Source organism: Reinekea thalattae, assembly GCF_008041945.1.
Lineage (GTDB): Bacteria > Pseudomonadota > Gammaproteobacteria > Pseudomonadales > Natronospirillaceae > Reinekea > Reinekea thalattae.
In genome coordinates this window covers 340,879-358,117 of the sequence record NZ_VKAD01000001.1, presented here as the reverse complement: position 1 = coordinate 358,117, position 17,239 = coordinate 340,879, and the positions used below count along the sequence as shown (strand labels likewise).

Below are 17,239 nucleotides of genomic sequence, written 5' to 3'. Positions count from 1 at the left end.
CAACAACTAAACACAACAAAGGGAGGCAACATAGGCCTCCCTTTTCAATAGCCTAACTGACTAGCTAAGCTGGCTATAATACTTGAAAACGCGTCCGTTTTATTGTGAAAACCGACGTTATTTCGAAAATATCTCGCTTTGTTCAAAAAAACAGCCAATTTCTCGTGCTGCGGAGCTCAACGAATCGGACCCATGTGCCGAATTTCTACTCATGCTCTCGGCTAAATCGTGGCGAATAGTTCCAGCTGCGGCGTTTTCTGGATTGGTCGCACCCAGTATTTCGCGGTATTTAAGCACTGCATTCTCGGCCTGCAGCACCTGTACGACGATCGGCCCTGAGGTCATATACTCAACCAACGGCCCAAAAAATGGCTTACCCTGATGCTCACCATAGAAGTTTTCTGCATCGGAGCGGCTCATTTGGATCAGCTTCATTGCTACGATCTGAAAGCCTGCTGCCTCCAAGCGAGCATTGATAGTACCAATCAGGTTTCGAGCTACCGCATCGGGTTTAATAATGGAAAAGGTTTGTTCAATCGCCATTCGATTTCTCTCTTATTTTTTATTTTTGTCATACCAGCGAAGGCCAGCAAATTCGGCTTTATCAATCTCTTAAAGATTAGATACAGCGTTAAAAATATAGCATACAGTGCCGACTATCGCCTGCTCAACACCGTTAGCTGAGCAACAATGGTTATGACTAGAGAAATCTGAGAATTTAGCTTTTAGCGTAATCCGTAATGCGCGCAACCATGGCACGCAGGCCGTTGCCACGTGTTGGACTTAAATGTCGCAATAAATCGACAGACTCAAAGTAGCTGTCAATATCAAAGCTGGCTATCTCTGCCTTAGTTTTAGCGTTGTAAGCTGCCAACGTCATCGCTAATAGCCCACGTACGATATGAGCATCGGAGTCGACCTGAAAGAAGCACTGCTCACCTTCCATATAGGGAGACAACCAAACCTGACTCTGGCAACCACGAACGATGTTGTCATCGGTTTTCAATTCAGTGTCCATCGGTGGCAGCTCTTTGCCAAGATCGATAATGTACTTGTATCGGTCTTCCCATGAATCAAAAAAGGACAGGGTTTCTAAAATATCATCGGTGGTGATATCTACGCCAAAAACAGAACTCATCTTCCCTCTCTTATAAAGCTATAACTTATCGAGCCGTTTGTTCACACGCTGTAATTAGAGCTGTGAACACTAAAAAAATTTACGAATCAAGCGAACATACAAGCCAAAAGAACATACAATCAAAAAAACATACAAACTAAAAAATATACAAACTAAAAAATATACAAACTAAAAAAACATACCGGTTTCTAATTGGGCTTCTTCACTCATCATCTCTCGGTGCCAAGGTGGGTCAAACACCAAATCAACCTGTACATTTTCAACATTAGGCACCATGGCGACGCGATACTTAACATCATCGACCAGTACCGGCCCCATGCCACAACCAGGCGCGGTTAATGTCATCTGTATTTGGACACTCTTCTGACTCACTTGAACAGCATAAACCAAGCCTAATGAGACGATATTAACTGGGATTTCTGGGTCAAACACAGTACTTAGTGCGTACCAAACCTGATCTTCTTGAACGTCGTCTCCAGTCACCTCAGAAAACTCTAATACCTCAGCTTCAAAGCCCAAGGCATCGGCATCGGTACCATCGATACGCGCCATATTCCCCTGATGGATAACGGTATAAGTACCACCTAATGCCTGAGTCAATGTTACAAAAGTATCTGCAGGAATCGTCAACGGCGTCCCTACTGGCACTAATCGCGCATTAACCTCACGAGTGGTGACAACAACGCGCCGCTCCATTAGGCATTGTCCCGAGCTTCAGACTCAACGACAAAGCTCTCACCACAGCCGCACTCACCAGTCACATTTGGGTTATTAAACATCAACAACTCGTTGAGGACTTCCTTACGAAAGTCTACTTCCGTGCCTTGCAAGATGGCTATCGCTTCGCCTTGAACATAAAGTTTTAGTCCATCGACTAGTTCAATAGTGACATCGTCCGGCTGTGGTTCAGATACCAACTCAAGTCGATACATATAACCAGAGCAACCACTCACTTCAATAAACAAACGAATCGATTCGTGTTCAGACGCTGCCAGCTGCTTACTAAAATGAGCAATTGCCGCATCGGTAAATCGAATATTGGGATTCTGTTTAATATCGGTTGGGTCGATTGAATTGACCGTCATAATCGCCTCCTCTGAGAAAGCTATGTAAACCCGCAGGTTTAAGAAATTTGCAGCTGGCTGCTGTTGCAAGCCAGCATCAAGAAATTAAAAAAGTAAACGCTTAGCCTTATCGAGCGCGGCGAATAAAGCGTCAACATCGGCACGAGTGTTATACAGAGCAAAGCTCGCACGTATCGTTCCTGGTACACCGAAAAAATCCATAATCGGCATAGCGCAGTGATTGCCTGTTCTTACCGCCACACCTTGCTGATCGAGTAACATACCAACGTCTTGCGGGTGTGCACCCTCCAACACAAAACTCAACACTCCAGCACGCTGCTTGGCGCTGCCAATTAAACGCAGGCCTTCGTAAGCCTCTGCTCGCTCAAGCGCATAGTTCAAAACGTCCTGCTCATGCTGTTCAACCTGCTGCCGATCAAGCTGATTTAGATACTCAATTGCCGCAGCTAAACCGATCGCTCCGGCAATGTTCGGCGTGCCGGGCTCAAACTTATAAGGCAACCGATTATAGGTTGTCTCGGCAAAGGTTACCGTTTCGATCATTTCACCACCGCCCATAAAAGGCGTCATCTGGTTTAATAGCTCGGCTTTACCATACAAAGCACCTATGCCTGTCGGGCCGTATAATTTATGGCCGGAAAAGACATAAAAATCGCAATCCAGTACTTGCACATCAATCGACCAATGCGCAACGGCTTGAGCGCCATCAATTAAGACTCGAGCACCAACTTTATGGGCTAGCTCAATGACATCGGCAACCGGATTTACCGTGCCTAAAGCATTCGATACATGCACCATCGAAACAAATTTAACCCGCTCATCCAGCAGTGCTTCAAAGGCATTTAAATCTAACTCACCCTGATCCGTTACAGGAATAGCGACAAGCTCTGCACCGGTGCGCTGGCAAACCATCTGCCAAGGAACAATATTGGCATGATGCTCCATGTGAGAGACCAACACGCGATCACCCTGCTTGAGCTCACTTAAGCCCCAACTGAAAGCAACTAAATTAATTGCTTCAGTGGTGCCTTTGGTCCAAATAATTTCGTCGCTTGAGCTAGCATTTAAAAATTTCTGCACCGTTTTTCTGGCTTGCTCAAAATGGCCAGTCGCTCGATCACTTAAAGTATGCGCACCACGGTGCACGTTACTGTTATCACATCGATAATAATTTGTTATCGCATCGATAACCGAGTTCGGTTTTTGTGTCGTCGCGCCATTGTCTAAATAAACCAGCGGCTGGTCATTAACCTGCTGCTGCAATATTGGAAAATCCTGGCGAACTGCTTCGACATTAAAACTCATGCCGTCTGCCTCATTGGCTGGCTCGATGATTGTGAAAACAACTCACCCAACAATGGCTGCAATAGTGCTTTTACCGGCTCATCCGTCAACGCATCTAACAGCTCGTTAATAAAACCAAAGCTAAGCATCACTTCTGCTTTTGCACGACTGATGCCGCGAGACTGAAAATAAAACAGCATGTCTTCATCAAGCTGAGCCATTGTCGCTCCGTGCGAGCAACGCACATCGTCTGCGTAAATTTCTAATTCCGGCTTGGTATAAACTTCTGCATTAGGGCTTAGCAACAGATTGCGATTATTCATGTTTGCCAGCGATTTTTGCGCCTGCGGATGAATATGGATACGGCCATTAAAAATAGCTTTACTGCTATCACCGGCAATACAACGGAACACCTGATCACTGAAGCAGTTAGGAACCGCGTGATCAATACTGGTGTGATAGTCGATAATCTCGTTACCTGTCGGCAAATAAACGCCATTCAGACTTAATTCCGTGTTTTCACCGCGATGATGGATTGCAATATCTTTGCGTTTTAGTACACCACCAATCGCCATGTGAAAAGCCGTCAACTTGGCTTTTTCTGATAACGCCATACTGACACGACCAACATGACGATTTTCATCACGCTCCAATAACAGATGGTAATGCGTCAGATGTGCCTGCTCGCCAATAGTTGCCGTCGTGTTCGCATTCGAAAAACAGACACTGCCTTGCGCTTGAGTAAAGGTTTCTGCAACGGTGGCAGCAGCGCCCTTACCTAATTCAATCAATAACTGAGTGTTGATCATGCGATGATTACCGGCTTGCACATAGTTAAAGTGCAACGGTTTTTCTAATGTCACGCCATCATCAACCTTTAACCAATAGGCTTGATCAAGAGCGGCTTGATTTAAAGCATCAAAATAAAAACTGCCGCGCTGCTCGGTAATTTTTTCAATAAACTCTTGGCTTTGCTGTTCATTAAAATCAGCCGAACAGATCAACTCAACACCCGCTGGCAAATCAGGAACCGATGCTAGCATTCCATTTTCAATGCGTAAGGTAATTTCATGCCAATCTTGAAATACGACACCCTGATCAAAAGGCGCTTGCGCGTCCTTATTCCAATCAATCGAGACAATTGATTTTAATGGCGTGTATTTCCAGGCTTCGGTTTTTTTAGTTGGTAATAATTGTTCAGCAAGTTGCTGCTGTGCAGCCTGCTGCCAACTCATTAAAGCGCTTTGTTTTACTTGCTGATTAACGGCAGGAAAAACATGGCTTACATCTAACTGCGTAGTCACCTTATGCATTCTCCTGGTCGATCCAACCGTAGCCTTGAGCTTCTAGTTCTTTGGCTAGCTCACTACCACCGGACTTAACAATTTTACCGCCAGCTAATACATGCACAAAATCTGGCACAATGTAATCTAACAAACGCTGATAATGGGTTACAACGATAAAGGATCGGTCTTTGCTACGCAGCTCGTTAACGCCCTTAGCAACAACTTGCAAAGCATCAATATCCAAACCAGAGTCGGTTTCATCAAGAATACAAAGTGACGGCTCTAACAGCATCATCTGCAAAAGCTCGTTACGTTTTTTCTCACCACCAGAAAAACCTTCGTTAACGCCACGCTTTAGAAAGTCTGCTGATAGATCAACGGCTTTAGATTTTTCTCGCGCCAGCTTAATAAAATCAACCGAGCTGTAAGGCTCTAAGCCTTTTGATTCACGAACGGCATCAACCGAAGCTTTCAAAAACTCCATGTTAGAGACACCAGGAATTTCTACAGGGTATTGGAAGGCTAAAAATAAGCCTTTACGAGCACGCTCTTCTGGGTCCAACTCTAAAATATCTTCACCATGAAACAGTGCCTTACCATCAGTCACTTCGTAATCTTCGCGACCAGCAAGCACGTTGCCTAATGTACTTTTACCTGCACCATTAGGGCCCATGATGGCATGAACTTCACCTGGATTAATGGTTAAGTCCAAGCCTTTTAAAATATTTTTTTCTTCAATTTTTGCGTGTAAGTTTTTAATGCTTAACATCTGTATTTATAACCTATATAAAATTTTAAAGAGGGTTTGACCGGCATGATTCATACCGATTAACCAACGGAGCCTTCCAAACTGACTTCCAGCAGTTTGCCCGCCTCGACGGCAAACTCCATTGGCAGCTCTTTGAATACTTCTTTACAGAAACCATTGACGATCATCGACACAGCTTTTTCTGCATCTATACCGCGCTGCTGACATAAGAACATCTGGTCGTCACTGACTTTTGATGTTGTCGCTTCGTGCTCAACCACCGCCGAAGGATTTTTACTTTCGATATACGGGAAGGTGTGCGCACCACATTGATCGCCAATTAATAACGAATCACATTGGGTAAAGTTTCGAGCACCCTGAGCACCTTTTTGCATGGTTACCAGACCGCGATAGCAGTTCTGGCTTTTCATGGCGCTAATGCCTTTAGAGATGATGGTCGACTTGGTATTTTTACCAATGTGAATCATCTTAGTGCCGGTATCGGCCTGTTGTCGGTTACTAGTAAGCGCTACCGAGTAGAATTCACCAATGCTGTCATCACCTTTCAAGATGCACGACGGGTATTTCCACGTCACTGCTGAGCCGGTTTCAACCTGAGTCCAACTCAACTTGGCACGTTTATGAGCAATACCACGTTTAGTTACAAAGTTATAAATACCGCCTTTGCCTTCAGCATCCCCTGGATACCAGTTTTGCACCGTGGAATATTTTACTTCTGCGTCGTCCATAACGACTAACTCAACCACCGCTGCGTGCAATTGGTTTTCATCACGCATTGGCGCAGTACAGCCTTCTAAGTAACTTACGTGACTGCCTTCATCGGCAATAATCAAGGTGCGTTCAAACTGGCCCGTTTTTGCTTCGTTAATTCGAAAGTACGTCGACAACTCCATTGGGCAACGCACGCCCTTTGGAATATAAACAAACGATCCATCAGAAAATACCGCTGAATTTAACGCCGCATAAAAGTTGTCGCGTTGTGGCACAACACTGCCTAAATATTTTTTAATTAACTCAGGGTGTTCATGTACCGCTTCTGATATAGAACAGAAAATCACACCGGCTTCTGCTAGCTTTTCACGGAAGGTAGTACCGACTGAAACCGAATCGAATACCATGTCGACTGCCACGCCAGCAAGAACCTCTTGTTCATGCACAGGAATGCCCAATTTTTCATAGGTTCGCAGTAATTCAGGGTCGACCTCATCCAATGACTTAGGGCGATTTTCTTCCATACTTTTTGGCGAAGAATAATAAGACAACGCTTGAAAATCTGGCTTATCGTATTCAACGTGAGCCCACTCTGGCTCTTCCATTTCTTGCCAAGCGGCATAGGCTTTTAAGCGCCACTGCAACAACCATTCTGGCTCACCTTTTTTAGATGAAATCAGACGAATAACGTCTTCATTCAAACCTGCGCCTATGGTTTCTGATTCAATGTCCGTTACGAAACCCGCTTCGTATTCGGTTTTAATATACTGTTCGACTTCTTCACTCATACTTGTACCATTTATCCTTTCGATGCTGATCTTAATGACATCACAGCATCTGACACTGAGGTAATGACTGCTTCGATATCTTCTTGCGTTGTAAAGCGGCCAACACTAAACCGTAACGAGCTATGGGCATCCTGATCAGATAAACCCATAGCTTTTAATACATAAGATGGTTCAACCGTTGCTGACATACAGGCCGAACCACTTGAAATAGCAACGTTTCTCAGCCCCATCATCAGAGCTTCACCGTCTAAACCATGAAAACAAATATTTAAATGCCCCGCCGAACGAGGTGCATTCATACCGTTCACTGAAACATTGCCGAGCTTTTCTATACCTTGCCACAGGTTGTCGCGTAGCTTCGCAATACGGGCGACTTCGGTTTGCTGCTGCTCTTGTAAGACTTGCGCAGCCGTACCCAAACCAACTAACTGATGTGTTGCTAACGTACCTGAACGCATACCCCGCTCATGACCACCGCCATGGATTTGAGGCAACACAACCACATCACTTCGACGACGCACATACAGTGCGCCAACCCCTTTCGGGCCATAACATTTATGAGCGGATATCGACAGCAGGCTAATACCTAACTGCTGCATGTCTAATGGGATTTTACCAACAGCTTGAGCCGCATCAACGTGAAAGGCTATACCGCGTTGCTGACAAAGTTGACCAATATCATTAATCGGATTAATAACACCGGTTTCATTGTTCACCGCCATTAACGACACTAAACGAGTTTTTTCAGTCAGCGCTTGCTCAACGGCGTCTTTGCTAATAACGCCATTCGCGTCCGGCTGTAAAATAGTGACCGCATAGCCCTTATCTTTAAGGTATAAAACTGGGTCCAATACCGCCTTATGTTCAAGCGCACTAGTAATAATATGGCAATCGTCTGGGGCGTAATTTTCGGCAACGCCTTTAATCGCCAGATTATTGGATTCGGTCGCGCCGCTGGTCCAGACTATCTCGCGACTATCGGCACCAATAAGCTCTGCAACCTGATTTCGCGCCTCTTCTACGGCTTCTTCGGCCATCCAGCCGTAATAGTGTGAACGTGATGCTGGATTACCAAACTCACCATTCACACCTAAATATTTTGTCATCTGTTGCACTACACGCTCATCCACCGGCGTTGTAGCAGCATAATCAAGATAAACTGATCGCATTAACTTAATTCTACCCTTGAAATATCTGAGTCTGGCGTTGCTGTATTATCGAGCAACGTAATCAATTGCTGATTTTGGCGCTCGTTAACGTTTTGTATTTCACGGCGCGAAACCAGATCTTGTAAACTGATACCATCTAAAAAAGAAAAAATTTGGCAGCTCAAATCTTGCCATAGGTGGTGCGTCAAGCAGACTTCACCCTGCTGGCAACCCGTATTGCCTCGGCACTTGGTTGCATCCATTGACTCTGAAACAGCCTCAACAACGCGAGCAACACTGATGTCGGCCTTTGGCTTACCCAGCAAATAACCACCGCCCGGACCGCGCACAGAAGCCACTAAGCCTTCTCGACGAAGCTTAGAAAATAACTGCTCCAAATAAGAAAGTGAAATACCTTGCCGTTCCGAGATGTCTGCGAGATTAGTTGGGCCTTTACTCTCATTAAGAGCCAAGTCCAACATGGCGGTTACCGCGTAACGCCCTTTTGTGGTCAGTTTCATAGGCTGATCTGGCTGCAAATTTAGGCGAAAGTATAAATACCCGACTAAAACAGTCAAGTATTTATCAATAAGCTCAGACCATAGTACTAAGCTAAATAAAACTGAGCTAAATAAAACTAAGCCCAATAGTGCAGGTTCTATTTGACAATGCTGTTAGCGGCTAACCATGAGGCATTGAAGAATTAGCGCAACAGCAGCAAAGGCACCTTAGTATTAAGCAACATTTTGGCGGTAAAGCTACCAAAGACAAAGTCGCGCAAGCGATGGTGACTAAAGGCGCCCATAACCGTCAGATCTATATTGTGCAGCTCTTGATACTGGCACAAAGCAGTTGCAGGATCACCCTCAAGTACGCCAGCATAGACTTTTCGGCCTGCGGCCATCAGCGTATGTTTGGCAGTATCGATAAGGTCTTCGCCTTCACCCTTCTGCTTAGCGACATAGACGATATGCACAGGAATGTTATCAAACATCGGGCTTTTAGCGACCATATCGAGCGCTTTTTCGCTACAGCTACTGCCGTCATAAGCGATCATCGCTGCCTTAGGCTCAACGTACTCACGGTTAACAACAAAAATTGGCCGTTGAATAGTGCGAACCAGAGTTTCCAGCTGCGCACCTAGGTGATTGCCGTTTTCTTCATTTTGTTGACCGCGAATACCAACCACAACCACTCGGCTTTCGTATTCCAGCTCAATCAGCGTTTCTGTTAAAGCACCATGACGCTGCAGTACTTCTGGACTAGAAACACCCAGATCAATCGCTCGCTGCTTTGCTGCTGCCAACATTTGGCGACCCTTTTCAATCTCCAGCTTATTGCGCTGCTGCTCGATCTCGCTCAATTCGGCCAGCAGCGTTTCTTGCGCCCCTAGACCCAATGCACCGGTCAAATCGGCAGCCGAAGCGGTGGCTGCATGCTCAATCGCGTGCAGCGCTTTAAAAGGCGAATTGAGTGCCTTACTTAACCAAACAGCGTAATCGCAAACCGCTGCATTAAATTTAGAGCCATCGATACAAGCGATGGTAGAAGAACGTTCTGCGGTATTATTGTTATTTGCCACTAGTGGCCTCCCAGTACCTTTTCTATGTCTTCAGGTTTGTCGTGCTGACCAAAGCGATCAACAATGGTTAGGCTCGCTTCAGTAAGTCCAACAACGTTAACATCTGCACCTTCTCGGCGAAACTTCAGTACGGCTTTATCTAACGCTTCAACCGCCGTAATATCCCAGAAGTGGGCCCGAGATAGGTCTATTTCTACTTCTTTTACCGCCTCTTTAAAATCAAAAGACGCTGTAAACTTGGTCGCAGAACTGAAAAACACCTGACCATTAACGCGATAAGTACGCTTGCTTTCTTTTTCATCTAAATCAGACTCGATATACATAAAATGACTGATTTTATTGGCAAAGAACACAGCAGCAAGCAAGACTCCAGCAAAAACACCAAAGGCCAAGTTATGTTTCCAGATAACAATAACCACCGTTGTTAACATAACTAAGTTAGTTGACAGTGGGTAGTGCTTCAAATTTTTAATCGATGCCCAATTAAATGTACCAATAGATACCATAATCATTACCGCAACCAAGGCAGCCATTGGGATTTGAGCCACCCAGTCGCTTAAGAACACAACCAGAATAAGCAGAACCATACCAGCAACAAAGGTTGAAAGACGGCCACGTCCGCCAGACTTGACGTTAATCACCGACTGACCAATCATCGCGCAACCCGCCATGCCGCCTAAGAAACCAGCGCCAATATTGGCAACACCCTGACCCTTACATTCACGGTTTTTATCGCTGTTAGTGTCCGTTAACTCATCAACGATCGTTGCTGTCATTAACGACTCCAACAGACCAATAACAGCAAGCGATACTGAAACAGGGAAAATAATTGCAAGCGTCTCAAAGTTCAGCGGTACATCAGGCAATAAGAAGACTGGCAGCGTATCTGGCAAATCACCCATGTCACCAACAGTGCGGATATCGAAACCTAAACCGATTGAGACCGCCGTTAATAGCAGGATACAAACCAGCGGAGACGGAATGACCTTATTGACCAGCGGGAACAGATAAATAATACCTAAGCCGGCGGCAACCATGACATAGACAATCCAAGAGACGTCGATCAATTCTGGCAGCTGCGCAAGAAAAATAGAAATCGCTAAAGCGTTAACAAAGCCGGTAACCACAGAGCGCGACACAAAGCGCATCAGCTGATCTAACCGCAAATAGCCAGCAATAATCTGCAAAATACCTGTGAGCACGGTCGCAGCTAGTAAATACTGCAAGCCGTGATCTTTCACTAGATCGCCCATCATTAATGCCATGGCGGCCGTTGCAGCAGAGATCATCCCCGGACGACCACCGACAAAAGCGGTTAGAACCGCGATACAAAATGACGCATAAAGCCCCACTTTAGGATCCACACCGGCCACAATTGAAAATGCAATCGCCTCAGGAATCAGCGCTAGGGCGACAACAAGACCAGATAAAATGTCACCACGGATATTACCGAACCAATCGGATTTCTTTTGAGCCAACAACATGAATTCGCCTCTTCGCTTTTTGCTTAAAATTTGCTTTTAAAATTAAGTCATTGTTGATCGCCATATGTTAGCGATCAAAAAATCGGCCGAGAATACACAGTCGATGCTGACAATTCAATGTCAACAGCCGACCAAGGCTTGTAAGCCAGCACCCCAAACCCTGAAGGCTAAACCCACAGCGGCCAGCCAAGCAATCAATGCTATGCACCCCATCTATAATGCTATTGTCATTATGACTCACTAATGTAGCCTACAGGTCTTGATCGTCACGATGGGCAAAGCCCCAGTTGACAAAGTCATGCTCAAGGTAACAATCTGAACGTATATTTGAGGAACATACTCATGCGATATCGCTTAGCATTTATTGGCAGTGCTGCCATCATACTCGCCAGTCAATCTTCCGCGAACTTACTCTTTTCGGAGTACGTGGAAGGTTCGAGTTACAATAAGGCACTGGAACTCTACAACAGCGGCGACTCTGCTGTTGATTTATCTAACTACAGCATTGAGCTGTATTCGAATGGCAGCAGTACAGCCAGTTACAGCCTAACACTTAACGGCTCTTTAGCCAGCGACAGCTATTATGTAATTAGCCATCCGAGTGCCAACAGCGACATCCTTGCGGTAAGTAACGTCAGTTCAACTGTGACTAATTTTAATGGTAACGACGCTGTGTTACTGAAACAAAATGGTACTGTTATTGATCGCATTGGCCAGCTAGGCAACTCTGCGACCTTTGCGGCCAATGTCACTCTGGTACGCAACGAAAACATTTCCGAAGGCGATCCTGACTACAGCGCCAGCTTTGATATTAGTGCTCAATGGACCGAATACCCACAAGACACGCTTGCTTACCTTGGTAGCGGCAGCAGCACACCGAGCGAACCGACGGTCCCTGACTACTTAGCCGAGCTTAGTATCATGCAAGTTCAAGGCACTGGCGAAAGCTCACCTTATATTGACACTGGCAGCTATTCGTCTGCCGATAACTACAAGGTCAGCGGTGTTGTCACCGGCATTGAAACGGCAACCAACGGTGATGTCATTGCGCCAGGCTTTTTCATTCAAGACGCCCAAGGCGATAATGATCCACTTACATCAGACGGCATCTATGTCTATTACTACGACACTCAACAGCTTGATCTGAATGTTGGCGATGAGGTTGCTGTTTATGGCCCAATCAAAGAGTACTTCGGCCTCACCGAATTAGCGCCTGAGTATGTTGAACTGACCGGTAATAGCGCGGAAATTGTCGCAACACCGTTACGCACCCTAGCCAGCGATGACAACTTCGAACAAACCCTAGAGCGCCATGAAGGCATGTATGTGCTACTCGATGAGTCTGCTGACATGCACATTACCCGCACCTTTGGTTTCGACTACGCCAGTTATCGCAATAACATGGTGTTATCAAAAGGCGGCTGGAACCCACACCCGAATCAGCATGCGGTTCCCGGCTCCAGCGAAGCAGCAGCACAGTCGATTGCTAACGCACAAAACCGATTATTTGTTGAAAGCATGCAAGAGGCCGAAGACGGCTCTGTGCCTTGGTACCCAAGCTTTGCTGAAGATTCAGATAACGACGGCTCCGCCGATGAATATCTGCGCATTGGCGCCATTGCCAATGGCATGACCGGCTTTATTGGTTATTCCTACTCTGAATACCGTTTTTATGTTGAGCCGGAACTTGAGCTCTCTCAGCAGCACTTCCTCTATCCTGACGGCAATGACCGCATTGCTCAACTCGACCTTAAAGAAGGCGATTTACGCATTGCCACCTTTAACGTCTTGAACTACTTCAATTCCAAGGTCGGCGGTGCCGTTAATCCGAACCAGTCTGCCGATGACAATCGCGGCACTGAAAACATCGATGATTTTTACCTGCAAACAGATAAGATCGTCGCGGCGTTAATCGCTATAGATGCTGACATCATTGGCCTTATGGAGCTTGAGAATAACGGCTTTAGCGATGATTCCGCCATTGCCACATTGGTTAATGCTCTTAATGAGCAACTGCCGAGAAAGCAGCACTATCGCTTTGTACAGCCGCCTGGTTATGACTACATTGGCACCGATGCCATCACCAATGCTGTGCTTTATCGTCCGCGTGAACTGAAGCTAATGAATGCAGACGTTATTAAAATGCCAGAACAGCATGCGCCATCTGTTAGCTATGATGACGGCAGCTTTGAAAGTGGCGACAACTATCAGCGTGATGCGGTACTCGCTACGTTCAAACACCCAAAAAGCGACAAACCGTTGATCATTGCCGTTAACCATTTGAAGTCAAAAGGCTCAGTCTGCTACGAAGATGTTATGACAGGCTCGCTTATCGATGATGATTTGCAAGGCAGCTGTGAAGCATTTCGCGTGTCCGGCGCTTACTACCTAGCCGAGCAACTGAAACGCATGAAAGGCTACAAAATGATTATCGGCGACTTAAACGCCTACGGCAGTGAAGACGCCATCCTATTGCTAACGCAAAAGCACCGCTCAGACTACGAGATAAACGCAGCCGCCTACACTTATGTTAATAATCGTCAGGCTGAATCTATCCCGCTGCACGGAGCAGAAGGTGCAGTGTTGCGCAAAACCTATGGCTATTTGAATCTGACTGAGCACTTCGAAGACGATGCCTACAGCTATTCCTACAACGATGAAGTCGGCACCTTAGACTACATGCTGGGCAGTGAAGACTTAAAAGACATTGTCATCGATGCCGCCCATTGGAACATCAACGCTGGTGAGAGCAGTTACTTCCAGTACGACTACAGCTATGGTGAAGTCACGCTATATGGCGATGCCTTCCGCTCTTCTGACCATGACCCTGCGATAGTGGTATTGGAGTTTGATGGCAAAGGCTCAAAACCTGATAAGCAGCAACACCAAAATCAACATAAGCAAAAGTAACAACCAATCAATAGCAACCAACTGAGCCCGAGCTATCGGGCTCTTTTTTAGCTTACTGCCTGACTCAATCGCTGCCAGCCAGTCACGGAGCCGACGTCCTTTTATTGTCACAAACTCGGCCTTGCGTCATTGATGGGCTGACAACAATAACCACCAAAGCCCAACCAACCGGCGACCTTACCAGCCTATTGTTCTATCACTGATCAAAAACAGCCATCATAAATTTTTAACCTAATATTCACATTTCAGTCACAGATTATTCCTACTGTTGGCGAAACGTGAATAGGGGGTATCCTCATGCAGAAACGAAAAGTTAGAACGCTTTTTATATCCGATCTTCACCTCGCCAGTCCAAATAGCCAAGCTAAACGACTCAGTGAATTTCTGAACATGATCGATGCTGACTATGTCTTCTTGTTGGGTGACATCGTTGATTTGTGGAAACTGTCTAGCCGTAAAGGCCGCTGGTATCAATCGCACGAAAAAGTCCTGCATCAACTGATTGACCTAGCCAATACAGATACCAAAGTTATTTATGTACCGGGTAATCATGATCCGTTCTTCCGTACTTTTGGTGGTTTAAACCTAGGCCAGATCGACGTCCATGAAGAATATGTTCATACCATGGCAAACGGTAACAAATTCTTGCTCATTCATGGTGACCGGTTTGATAAAGAACTCTACGTCGGCGACATCTGGCATCATATCGGTGAAGCCCTATACGAAACCATTGTCACCACGAACCGCCTGCTAAACCGTGTCCGTACTTGGATGGGCAAACCCTACTGGTCGCTTTCTGTAGCATTAAAAATGAACAGCAAAAAAGCTCGCGACTATATCGAGCGTTTTGAACAACTGGCCGTCAAGTACGCCAAAGAACAAAATGCACAGGGTGTTATCTGCGGCCATATTCACCAAAGTAAGCTAATTGAGCGAGACGGCATTATTTATGGTAATGATGGCGACTGGGTGGAATCGTGCACGGCTTTAGTCGAAAACGAAGATGGTAGCCTTGAGCTATTAACTAGCCAAGCAGTGACGGTTGAGAAAAAGCAACCAATCAACGCTCGCCCGGCTGCGGTCAAAGCCTAACGACTCTAGAGCAGTTTTATAACTGATCGCGTTAAGCAAAAATAAAAATGCCAACCCTAGGGTTGGCATTTTTATATCTATTGAAAACAACTCAGTGCTTATTTGTCATTACAGCCGATCGAAGCAAAGTCATCATCATTGAGCTCATGTAAATCTTGCTCTTTAAAGTCTTTATCTAACATTTGCAGCGCCTTACACATGCGCTCCATGCGCTCGTCTTGAGCATGTTGATGCTCTAGCAGCGCTTTAATGGCCTGAGCAGTCACGTCGGGCATATCAGCAACACCATAAGCATCGAAACCCATTTTTTTAGCAATGTCTTTTTGCTGCTCAGAAAACGGCAAAACCTTCTCACCATTCTGTTTCACAATACGACCCGGTACGCCGACGACTGTCGCCGCTGGAGGGACTTCTTTGGTCACCACAGCGTTAGAGCCAATGCGTGAGTTTTTACCCACCGTAAAAGGCCCTAGCACTTTAGCGCCTGCCCCAACAATGACACCGTCTTCCAATGTCGGGTGACGTTTGCCCTCTTCCCAACTGGTTCCGCCTAAGGTCACGCCCTGATAAACGGTGACATCATCACCAATGACGGCAGTTTCGCCAATAACAACGCCCATGCCGTGGTCGATAAAAAATCGCCGGCCAATGGTTGCACCGGGGTGAATCTCAATGCCGGTTAACCAGCGAGCAAATTGCGATAACCAGCGCGCCAAGGTTTTTAAATTCCAACCCCAAAGCCGATGGGTCAGACGATGAAACAGAATCGCGTGTAAACCAGGGTAATTGAGCACAACTTCAAACCAGCTACGCGCTGCTGGGTCTCGATCGAAAACACTTTTAATATCTTCTTTGAATTGGCGAAACATCAACGTCTCCCTAATTTTTTATCCACGTGGCTGAGCATGCCACGCAAAATATTGGCTTCAACTTCATCTGGCTGCGCCCTCAGTATTAAACGGCGTAGCTTAGTCATCAGATGTCGAGGGTTATTCGGGTCTAAAAATTCGATATGGGTTAATACCTGCTGCCAGTGTTCAAACAAACCTTCTAACTGACTCGCTTTCGCTAAGGGCTGATCCCACTCAACACCCCAAGTCGGCTTAGGCTCATTGGCTGAGGCCACTGCTGACATGCGTAATTCATAACACAAAACTTGCACAGCCGAAGCGACGTTTAACGAGCTGTAATCTGGATTAGCAGGAATATTGACGTGCATATGGCAACGAGCCAACTCCTCATTGGTTAAGCCGCTGCGCTCACGACCAACAACCATCGCTATTTTAGCATTTTCCGGTAAGGCCAATGCCTTGCTTGCCATCTCGCGCGGGTTTACCAATGGCCATGGCAAATTCCGTGATCTAGCAGAAGCACCAACGACGAAATCACAATCGGCGATCGCCTGCTCTAAGGTCTCTACTACTGTCGCTTGCTCTAAAATATCTGTCGCACCAGAGGATAATGTCGTCGCCTGTTCAGACGGAAACTCCTTCGGCTGTACCAACACCAGATCTGACAAACCCATAGTTTTCATGGCCCGAGCAGCAGAGCCAATATTGCCAGCATGAGAAGTATGAACCATGACTATTTTAGTCCGCTTTAAGACAGCTAACGCCGTATCTGGTTCTTGGTTTTGAAAAGATTGATCGGTCACTCTTAGATGCTCTAACTCTTGTTAAAGGCTAACTATATATGAATATTACAACGGCCACTAAATAAAAGCCGCTTACAGGCTGTATCTGCTTTAATGACAATCGCCTCTGCCTTATATGTCATCAACGCCGTAATCACGAATAAGGCTGGTTTTTAACCTTCAGGCTAGGTAGAATGCGCGCCCTGAATTTAGTCATATCATTGACAACGGGCGACTGCCGACAGCTGCATCGCCTTTGCGCTTTTTAACATGTCCTTGCGGACTCTGATTTCTTTGAACACTCTCAAAACGGGAGTGTTCTGTTATTG

Annotated in this window: 16 protein-coding genes; 2 read left to right on the top strand and 14 right to left on the bottom strand. The window is 46.0% G+C overall.

Annotation, left to right across the window (positions count from 1 at the left end; genetic code table 11):
* Positions 1–117: 117 nt before the first annotated feature.
* The 12 genes from ndk to FME95_RS01645 form a co-directional block, all read right to left on the bottom strand.
* Positions 118–543, bottom strand: coding sequence for a nucleoside-diphosphate kinase (gene ndk / locus FME95_RS01700; RefSeq protein ID WP_147712570.1), 426 nt, complete (start codon positions 541–543; stop codon positions 118–120).
* 175 nt (positions 544–718) lie between these two features.
* On the bottom strand, positions 719–1,138 hold the full coding sequence (locus tag FME95_RS01695; protein ID WP_147712568.1) for a SufE family protein: 420 nt from the start codon (positions 1,136–1,138) through the stop codon (positions 719–721).
* A 168-nt stretch (positions 1,139–1,306) separates the two neighbouring features.
* Positions 1,307–1,834, bottom strand: coding sequence for a putative Fe-S cluster assembly protein SufT (sufT, locus tag FME95_RS01690; RefSeq protein WP_147712566.1), 528 nt, complete (start codon positions 1,832–1,834; stop codon positions 1,307–1,309).
* The gene (locus FME95_RS01685; RefSeq protein WP_147712564.1) at positions 1,834–2,223 is read right to left on the bottom strand and encodes a HesB/IscA family protein; all 390 of its coding nucleotides are present in this window, start codon (positions 2,221–2,223) and stop codon (positions 1,834–1,836) included. Before FME95_RS01685 ends, sufT begins: the two co-directional genes overlap by 1 nt.
* Positions 2,224–2,307: 84 nt before the next feature.
* Complete coding sequence (locus FME95_RS01680; protein WP_147712562.1) at positions 2,308–3,528, bottom strand: aminotransferase class V-fold PLP-dependent enzyme; 1,221 nt, start codon at positions 3,526–3,528, stop codon at positions 2,308–2,310.
* Positions 3,525–4,811 carry a Fe-S cluster assembly protein SufD gene (gene sufD / locus FME95_RS01675; RefSeq protein WP_187265413.1) on the bottom strand — a complete coding sequence of 429 codons (1,287 nt, stop codon included), beginning with the start codon at positions 4,809–4,811 and terminating at the stop codon, positions 3,525–3,527. The genes FME95_RS01680 and sufD overlap by 4 nt, the downstream gene beginning before the upstream one ends.
* A gap of 1 nt (position 4,812) precedes the next feature.
* Entirely contained in the window at positions 4,813–5,562 is a 750-nt protein-coding gene (gene sufC / locus FME95_RS01670; RefSeq protein WP_147712558.1) for a Fe-S cluster assembly ATPase SufC, read from the bottom strand.
* A 59-nt stretch (positions 5,563–5,621) separates the two neighbouring features.
* The gene (sufB, locus tag FME95_RS01665; protein ID WP_147712556.1) at positions 5,622–7,061 is read right to left on the bottom strand and encodes a Fe-S cluster assembly protein SufB; all 1,440 of its coding nucleotides are present in this window, start codon (positions 7,059–7,061) and stop codon (positions 5,622–5,624) included.
* 11 nt (positions 7,062–7,072) lie between these two features.
* A complete protein-coding gene (locus FME95_RS01660) occupies positions 7,073–8,230 on the bottom strand; it encodes an IscS subfamily cysteine desulfurase (RefSeq protein WP_147712554.1) in 1,158 nt (385 codons plus the stop codon).
* On the bottom strand, positions 8,230–8,730 hold the full coding sequence (gene iscR / locus FME95_RS01655) for a Fe-S cluster assembly transcriptional regulator IscR (RefSeq protein WP_147712552.1): 501 nt from the start codon (positions 8,728–8,730) through the stop codon (positions 8,230–8,232). Before iscR ends, FME95_RS01660 begins: the two co-directional genes overlap by 1 nt.
* A 182-nt stretch (positions 8,731–8,912) precedes the next feature.
* Entirely contained in the window at positions 8,913–9,791 is an 879-nt protein-coding gene (locus FME95_RS01650; protein WP_147712550.1) for a universal stress protein, read from the bottom strand.
* Complete coding sequence (locus FME95_RS01645) at positions 9,791–11,275, bottom strand: SulP family inorganic anion transporter (RefSeq protein ID WP_147712548.1); 1,485 nt, start codon at positions 11,273–11,275, stop codon at positions 9,791–9,793. Before FME95_RS01645 ends, FME95_RS01650 begins: the two co-directional genes overlap by 1 nt.
* Positions 11,276–11,617: 342 nt before the next feature.
* Here FME95_RS01645 and FME95_RS01640 point away from each other — a divergent pair, with 342 nt between their 5' ends.
* Both FME95_RS01640 and FME95_RS01635 read left to right on the top strand, forming a co-directional pair.
* Positions 11,618–14,185, top strand: coding sequence for an ExeM/NucH family extracellular endonuclease (locus FME95_RS01640; RefSeq protein WP_147712546.1), 2,568 nt, complete (start codon positions 11,618–11,620; stop codon positions 14,183–14,185).
* A 297-nt stretch (positions 14,186–14,482) separates the two neighbouring features.
* A complete protein-coding gene (locus FME95_RS01635) occupies positions 14,483–15,277 on the top strand; it encodes a UDP-2,3-diacylglucosamine diphosphatase (protein WP_147712544.1) in 795 nt (264 codons plus the stop codon).
* Between the two features lie 98 nt (positions 15,278–15,375).
* On the opposite strand, the gene cysE is transcribed toward FME95_RS01635, so the two are convergent.
* Both cysE and trmJ read right to left on the bottom strand, forming a co-directional pair.
* The gene (gene cysE / locus FME95_RS01630; protein ID WP_147712542.1) at positions 15,376–16,146 is read right to left on the bottom strand and encodes a serine O-acetyltransferase; all 771 of its coding nucleotides are present in this window, start codon (positions 16,144–16,146) and stop codon (positions 15,376–15,378) included.
* On the bottom strand, positions 16,146–16,931 hold the full coding sequence (gene trmJ / locus FME95_RS01625; protein WP_246109302.1) for a tRNA (cytosine(32)/uridine(32)-2'-O)-methyltransferase TrmJ: 786 nt from the start codon (positions 16,929–16,931) through the stop codon (positions 16,146–16,148). The genes cysE and trmJ overlap by 1 nt, the downstream gene beginning before the upstream one ends.
* Between the last annotated feature and the right edge of the window lie 308 nt (positions 16,932–17,239).